Source organism: Nonomuraea sp. NPDC003201 (genome assembly GCF_053590415.1).
In genome coordinates this window covers 22,684-29,703 of record NZ_JBSFTC010000131.1, presented here as the reverse complement: position 1 = coordinate 29,703, position 7,020 = coordinate 22,684, and the positions used below count along the sequence as shown (strand labels likewise).

General features: G+C 72.2%; 6 protein-coding genes. 3 read left to right on the top strand and 3 right to left on the bottom strand.

All coding sequences use genetic code 11. From position 1 onward, the window contains the following. Nucleotides 1-137: 137 nt before the first annotated feature. On the top strand, nt 138-1,277 hold the full coding sequence (locus ACWDX9_RS34820) for a cystathionine gamma-synthase (RefSeq protein ID WP_355197383.1): 1,140 nt from the start codon (nt 138-140) through the stop codon (nt 1,275-1,277). 10 nt (nt 1,278-1,287) lie between these two features. Here the strand turns inward: ACWDX9_RS34820 and ACWDX9_RS34815 are convergent, their stop codons facing one another. Further along, nucleotides 1,288-1,719, bottom strand: coding sequence for a hypothetical protein (locus ACWDX9_RS34815; protein WP_350725749.1), 432 nt, complete (start codon nt 1,717-1,719; stop codon nt 1,288-1,290). A gap of 10 nt (nt 1,720-1,729) precedes the next feature. Beyond that, nucleotides 1,730-1,855 carry a hypothetical protein gene (locus tag ACWDX9_RS34810; RefSeq protein WP_449961522.1) on the bottom strand — a complete coding sequence of 42 codons (126 nt, stop codon included), beginning with the start codon at nt 1,853-1,855 and terminating at the stop codon, nt 1,730-1,732. 138 nt (nt 1,856-1,993) lie between these two features. Between ACWDX9_RS34810 and ACWDX9_RS34805 the strand changes: the two genes are divergently transcribed. Both ACWDX9_RS34805 and ACWDX9_RS34800 read left to right on the top strand, forming a co-directional pair. Beyond that, the gene (locus tag ACWDX9_RS34805; RefSeq protein ID WP_449961520.1) at nt 1,994-2,416 is read left to right on the top strand and encodes a DUF6292 family protein; all 423 of its coding nucleotides are present in this window, start codon (nt 1,994-1,996) and stop codon (nt 2,414-2,416) included. 514 nt (nt 2,417-2,930) lie between these two features. Further along, nucleotides 2,931-6,179 (top strand): BTAD domain-containing putative transcriptional regulator, encoded by a 3,249-nt coding sequence (locus ACWDX9_RS34800; protein ID WP_449961517.1) that lies wholly within the window; start codon nt 2,931-2,933, stop codon nt 6,177-6,179. Here the strand turns inward: ACWDX9_RS34800 and ACWDX9_RS34795 are convergent. Continuing rightward, on the bottom strand, nt 6,164-6,865 hold the full coding sequence (locus ACWDX9_RS34795) for a hemerythrin domain-containing protein (RefSeq protein ID WP_449961514.1): 702 nt from the start codon (nt 6,863-6,865) through the stop codon (nt 6,164-6,166). The genes ACWDX9_RS34800 and ACWDX9_RS34795 overlap by 16 nt on opposite strands. Nucleotides 6,866-7,020 lie beyond the last annotated feature (155 nt).

The following is a 7,020-nucleotide window of genomic DNA, read 5'->3' as shown; positions in this document are numbered from 1 at the left end:
CCGGCCATAACACTTTTGAGCTTGGGCATTGCGTTTTCCCCCTACAGGTTCGATTGCCCCGTTCCTCACGTTCCCGGCCAACCCCCAAAAACCCGGAGGGGACGGATCGCGGGCCGACTTCCATTAACGTGGCGGGTATGAGCAACGGTTTTGAGACGCTGGCCATCCACGCAGGTCAGGAGCCAGACCCCACGACGGGTGCGGTGGTGCCGCCGATTTACGCGACCTCCACCTACAAGCAGGACGGCGTGGGCGGTCTGCGCTCCGGATATGAGTACAGCCGTTCGGCCAACCCCACCAGGACCGCGCTCGAAGAGGCGCTGGCGGCGGTGGAGAGCGGCGTGCGCGGGCTCGCGTTCGCGTCGGGGCTGGCCGCCGAGGACACCCTGCTGCGCACGGTGTGCAAGCCGCAGGATCACGTCGTCATCCCGAACGACGCGTACGGCGGGACGTACCGGCTGTTCGCCAAGGTGCACCAGCGCTGGGACCTGCACTACGACCCGGTCCCGCTGCACGACCTCGACGCCGTCGCCGCGGCGATGACGCAGAAGACCAAGATCGTATGGGTCGAGACGCCCACCAACCCGTTGCTCGGCATCGCCGACATCGCCGGGCTGGCGCAGCTGGCCCACGACAACGGGGCGCTGCTGGTGGTGGACAACACGTTCGCGTCGCCGTACCTGCAGCAGCCGCTCCAGCTGGGCGCGGACGTCGTCGTGCACTCGACCACGAAGTACGTGGGCGGCCACTCCGACGTGGTCGGCGGGGCGCTGGTGACCGTCGACCGCGGCCTCGGGGAGGAGCTGGCCTACCACCAGAACGCGATGGGCGCGGTGGCCGGGCCGTTCGACGCGTGGCTGACGCTGCGCGGGCTCAAGACCCTGGGCGTGCGCATGGACCGCCACTGCGACAACGCCGAACGCGTCGTCGACCTGCTGCTCGCGCACCCGCGGGTGACCCAGGTCCTCTACCCGGGGCTGTCCGAGCACACGGGGCACGAGGTGGCGGCCAAGCAGATGCGGCGGTTCGGGGGCATGGTGTCGTTCCGCGTCGCCGGGGGCGAGGCGGAGGCCGTGGAGGTGTGCAACCGGGCGAAGCTCTTCACGCTGGGGGAGTCCCTGGGCGGAGTGGAGTCGCTGATCGAGCACCCGGGCAGGATGACGCACGCCTCGGTGGCCGGATCGGCGCTGGAGGTGCCCGCCGACCTGGTGCGGCTGTCCGTCGGCATCGAGACCATCGACGACCTGCTCGCCGACCTCACCCAGGCGCTCGCCTGAGCGGCTGCCTCTAGCCGGGTACCACCATCAGGAACAGGATCACCAGCCAGATCACGGACACGAGCCCGCTGATCGCGGCGATCCTCCCGATCTGCACCTTCGCGTCGTCCTCGGGGCTCTCGCTGGAGAGCGCCCGCAGGGCGGTGCGCAGGTCGCGGTCGATGATGACGAGCAGCACGGCGGCCACGATGAACAGCGTCATCGAGGCCGTCATGTACCACTTGCCGAGCAGCCCGCCGCCGAGCACCGCGCCGAGCGCCACCCCGAACGCGAACACGCCCAGGGTGCCGAGGCTGTAGATCCTCGTCATGCGCTGGATGATCTGCAGCGCGGGCACGTTCTTGTTGCGGATGACGCGCGGCGCGGTCATCGTCGCGGCGGTGACCGGGCCGATGGTGAAGATCGCGAAGGCGATGTGCAGCCAGAGAAGCAGGGACGACATGCCCGAGAGACTAGTCCCCGGCGATCTCGGCGGTGGACTCGACACTCTCTTTGCTCTTTTCGGAGCACCACATGATCATTTCTGTGGCCGCGACGGCGACGACCATCAGGACGATGAGCAGAACCGTGGCTATCATGGGCACCCCTCCTTCCCCGTATCTGACGTAAATATCGTCCGTAATGACTAGACGGCTGTGCAACGGAATAAGTTCGGCGCGGGTATGGTTGGGCACTGTCATTTTTTCTTACTGTTAGGGCACAAGGGGGTGCCGTCCGTGGCCATCAGGCACGTCAAGCCGTACTCCGACGAGTGGCTGCAGCAGCCGACGAGCTATGTGCGGCAGGTCATCGGCGTACTGGGACCTGAGGTGGCGGACTGGTGGGAGGGCCCCTGCGATCCGCGTGACGCGACGCTGAAGCTCGCGGACGGGGCCGTCCTGGTCTGGGACGAGGAGAGCGGCTGGCGGCTGGGCACGTTCGTCTCGGGCGACCGCGGGACCCACACCGAGCTGACCGGCATCCGCTACCTGGGCCACGGCCTCCTCCCCAAACCGGAACGCGTCCCCTCGGCCCTCAGCGACGCCAGGGCGGGAGTCGGCGCCAGCTCGGCCTGGCGGCCCTGCTACCGATCCCACCGCAACTGCCACGACGGCTTCGACGTGGCCCTCGACTTCTACACCCGCCTCATCGACGCCTGACCCTCAACTGCGCGGGCCTACGCGCGGAGTCGGCTTCGGGCTCCTCTTACGGGGGAGCCAGGCTCCCCGGACCCCCGGCGGTGGGCCGGTTGCCGTCCGGTGGCCGTCTGAACAACGGCGAGGCCGGACCAGGGACCAGGTCGTCCATCCGTGCACCATCGGGCCCGGCCAGGTCGCCGGGCCGCCGAGAGTGAGCTTCACGAGGCGGGCCGCCACGGGCATCGACGGGGCTGGAAGCGGAGCCCCTGCTCTTGAGCCGGGCGATTGACCGGTTGGAGAGCGAGCCCGCCGGCAGATCGCCCAGCTCGTAGCCAACCCCCGCACCGCGATCGGCGCCGGCCTTCACCATCGCCCGAGCCCTCCCTGAAGGTGGAGCACCCCGATCGCCAGGCAGGAGCACCCCAGGGGACGCTCCTGAGCCCACGATCGCCCCCGGGACTGAGGCAGCGCCGTGGTGAACCACACCAGCACTCCTTGTCGTAAGATCAGGCGACTTCATGAGGGTGGTAGGGCTGTGGACTTCCGTGTGCTGGGCCCGCTGGAGGTCGTCGGCGACGACGGGCGGTCGTGTCAGATCGGCTCGCTGAAGATGCGGGCGCTGGTGTGCGGGCTGGTGCTGGCGGAGGGCCGGCCGGTGGCTCCGAGTGCGTTGATCGACCGGTTGTGGGGCGAGGAGCCGCCGGCCGAGGCGATGGCGTCGCTGCACTCGTACGTGTCCAACCTGCGCCGCCTGCTGGAGCCCGGTCGCCGGGCCAGGGCGCAGAGCCGGTTGCTGACGTTCGGGCCGGTGGGTTACACGCTGGCGATCGATCCGGAGCAGGTGGACTCGACGCGGTTCCTGCGCCTGGTCGGGCAGGCCGAGCAGGCGGCCGAGCCCGCCGAGGCGGAGCGGCTGGCGGGCGAGGCGCTGGCGCTGTGGCGCGGCGAGCCGTACCAGGAGCTGGACGACCAGGCGTATGTGACCGCCGTCAGGGCGCGGCTCACCGAGGCCCGGGAGCGGGCCCGCGAGCTGCGGGTGGGCGCGGTGATCCGGCAGGACCGCCACGGCGAGCTGCTGGGCGAGCTGGAGGCCCTGACCTACGAGCACCCGCTGCGCGAACGGCTGTGGGCGTTACGGGCGCTGGCGCTCTACCGGAGCGGCCGCCAGGGCGAGGCCCTGGAGACGCTGCGCACGGCCCGCCGGATCCTGGCCGAGGAGCTCGGCATCGACCCGGGCGAGGAGTTGCGCGTTCTGGAACGCGACATCCTCGACCAAGCCCCGGCCCTGTTCCCCCACCGGCCGCCGCAGCCGCCCGAGCCGCGGGTGGCCGAGAGGGGGATCACGGGGCGGCAGGAGGAGCTGGCCGCGCTGGACGGGCTGCTGGAAGCGGCGGCGGCGGCGGGCCGGACGGGGTTCGCGCTGATCACCGGGGAGCCGGGGGTCGGCAAGACGCGGCTGGCCGAAGAGCTGGTGAGCCGCGCCCGTGCCAGGGGGTTCACGGTCGCGGTGGGGCGGTGCGCGGCGACGGAGGGCGCGCCGGCGTTCTGGCCGTGGGTGACGGTGCTGGAGCGGCTGGCCGACACGCTGCCGCCACTGCCGGCCGACGTGCGCGCGAACCTGCCCGGAGTCGGCTCCGCGACCGGGACCGACCCCGAGGGCGCGAGGTTCCGCACCTACGGAGCGGCGGCACAGGCGCTGACCGCCGGCCGGCGGCCGGTGCTGGTGGTGCTGGACGACCTGCACTGGGCGGACCGGTCCTCGCTGCGGCTGCTGAGCTACCTGGCCGAGTACGTGCTGGACGGCAGGCTGGCCGTGGTGGGCACGGTACGCGACTGGCCGCCGCCGGAGGGGGCGCTGGCCGAGGCGTTCGAGGCGCTGTCGCGCCGGCAGGCGGTGCGGCTGCCGCTGTCCGGCCTTTCGCCGTCCGACCTGGCCGAGCTGACCCCGGCGGGCACGGACGTGTGGGCGATCAGGGACCGTACGAACGGCAATCCGTTCTTCGTCACGGAGCTGATGCGTTACCTCGAAGCCGGATCGCAGGGCCGCGGCACGCTGCCGCTGGGCGTGCGGGACGTCGTGCTCGGCCGGGTGAACCGGCTGCCCGAGCCGTCCGCCGAGTTGTTGCGGGTGGCGGCGGTGGCCGGGCGGGAGTTCGACGTGACGATCGTGGCCGAGGCCGCCGGGCTCGACCTGGACGGGGCGCTGGACCGGCTGGAGCCCGCCATGGCCGCCGCCCTGGTCGCGGAGGGGCGGCCCGGGCGGTTCCGGTTCGTGCACGCGCTGGTGCAGGAGGCGCTCACCGAGGTGGTGCCGGTGCTGCGGCGGGCCCGGCTGCACGCCGCCGTGGCCGCCGCGATCGAGTCGCGTACCGGCGGCTCGGCCTCCGACCGGCTGGCCGCCGCCGCCCATCACTGGTTCCAGGCGATTCCCGCGGGCCACACCGCGCGTGCCTGGCGGGCGGCGTGGCGGGCGGCGGAGGAGGCCAAACGGCTGCGCGCGTACGACGTGGCCGTCGAGCTGCTGGAGCGGGCCGGCCAAGTGGCCGAGGACGACCCCGAGCTGGGCCCGGCCGAGCGGATGGACCTGCTGTTCGCGCTGGCCGAGGCCAGGTTCGGGGCGGGTGACTCGGTGGGGCAGGAGGCCGAGCTGACGCGGCTGCGCCGCCTGGCCAAGCAGGAGGGCGACCGGCGGCGCTGGATCGAGGCCGCGACCGGGTACGGCGGCCGCATCCTGCAACCCTGGAAGGTCTACGGCGACTACGACGCCGATCTGCTGGCGGACCTGACGGAGCTGGCCGCCGACGAAGGGCTGGAACCGTCGGCCCGGGCCCGGGTGCTGGCCTGCCTGGCGCTCCAGGCGTACTACCTGCCGGGGTGTGACCCCGTGGAGCGGGACCGGTGGAGCGCCGAGGCGGCGCGGCTGGCCCGCCAGGAGAACGACGCGACGCTGCTGGGCCGGGTGCTGTTCGCCCGCTACTACGCGCTGCTCGACCCGGGCTCGGTGCGTCAGCGGCTGGAGGCGGGGGAGGAGATGGCCCGCGCCGGACTGGAGGCGGGCGACGACGAGCTGCGCACGATCGGGCTCACCTGCCAGGGCGGCACGCTGCTGGAGCTGTGCCGGGTGCCGGAGGCCCTGGACGTGCTGGCCGAGGCGGAGCGGCTGATCGGCCGTACGCACATGCCGTACCTGCGGATCATCCTCGACTGGCTGCGGCTCGGCGTCATCGTCCACCGCGGTGACCTGGAGGCGGCCGAGTCGCTGCTCGCGGCCACCGCCGCCGAGCAGCGCGCCACCTCGATGTGGGGTCCGGAGAGCACCGCGGCCGGCGCCACCTACCAGGTCGCGCTCATGCGCCTGCGCCGCGGGGAGGCGGATGCGATGCAGCCGCCGCAGGAGATCTCACACGACCAGCTCGACCAGTTCAACCTGGACGGGTACGCCCACTACCTGGTGGTCAGCGGCCGCCTGGAGGAGGCGCGGCGGGTGCTCGGGCCGTGGGAGCGGCAAGCGCCGATCCCGCGCACGTTCGTCTACCTGTTCTGGCTGGTCGTCCGCTGCGAGACCTGGGCGGGGCTGGGCGACCGGCAGGCCTGCGCCGACCTGTACGAGGAGGCGTCCCCGTACGCCGACCGCATGGGGATCGCCGGGCTGAGCTTGCTGATGTGGCCGGTCAGCCGGTCGCTGGCGCAGCTGGCCGAGGCACTGGGCGACGCTGAGGCGGCGCGGCGGCATGCCGAGCACGCCGAGAGCGTGGAACGCGAGCTGGCTCACCCCCACAGGTAGGCCGCGCGCCGCCGGTAGCGACCGCCGGCCAGGGTGTTGAGCAGCACCATCGGCCTGGGGGAGGTCCTGCGCAGATGGGCCTCGACCTCGGGCGGCAGCTCGGAGGTGATCCAGCCGACGAGCGTGATCAGCTTGCGGAAACCGTACTGCTTCATGATCGTCTTGTGCCCCTCCGCGTCCTCCTCCGGGGTGATGTGGGCCATCATCAGCGGGATCCCGTCGGTCTCCTCGTGCGCCAGGTGCGCGCCGAGGGTGTCGGCCAGCGCGCGCAGGGCGGTCATGAGCCGCTCGCGCCGCTCCTCGGACGGGCCGGCGTCGAACGCCTGGAAGGCGTCGGTGCTCTCGCGGATCCAGTGGTCGCAGGCCTCGTGCTCGGCCTCCAGCGCGTCGATCGTGCCGACCGCCTCCGGCGCCCGCTCCCGCAGCCGCGGCCAGACCGTCTCGTCCTCGGCGGTGTGGTGGTGGTGCAGCACGAACAGCACCCACGCGTGGTGCTCGCGCAGGGCGGTGATGCGCCGGCGGTCGCCGAGGCGGACCCGGCCGATCGCGATGATCAGGTGGCCGAGATCGCGGCGGAAGCCGTAGTGCGCCAGGTACATGTTGGTCATGTCGAGCGGCCCCGGCGCGGCGGCGGCCTGACCGGGCAGCGTGATCTGCGGCACGTTCGGGTGTGCGGCGGTGCGCATTGTCGTGCTCCTTCTGGTTTGTCAGGGTGCCGTCATCGTGGCCTCCCGGTCTTGGGCGGCTCTTGAAGACCGGCTCCAAGAACGGCCCAAGACACCGTCATCAGCGTGCGCGGGCATGACCCTCACGCTCCCCACCGCGACGTTCCGGAGCGCCG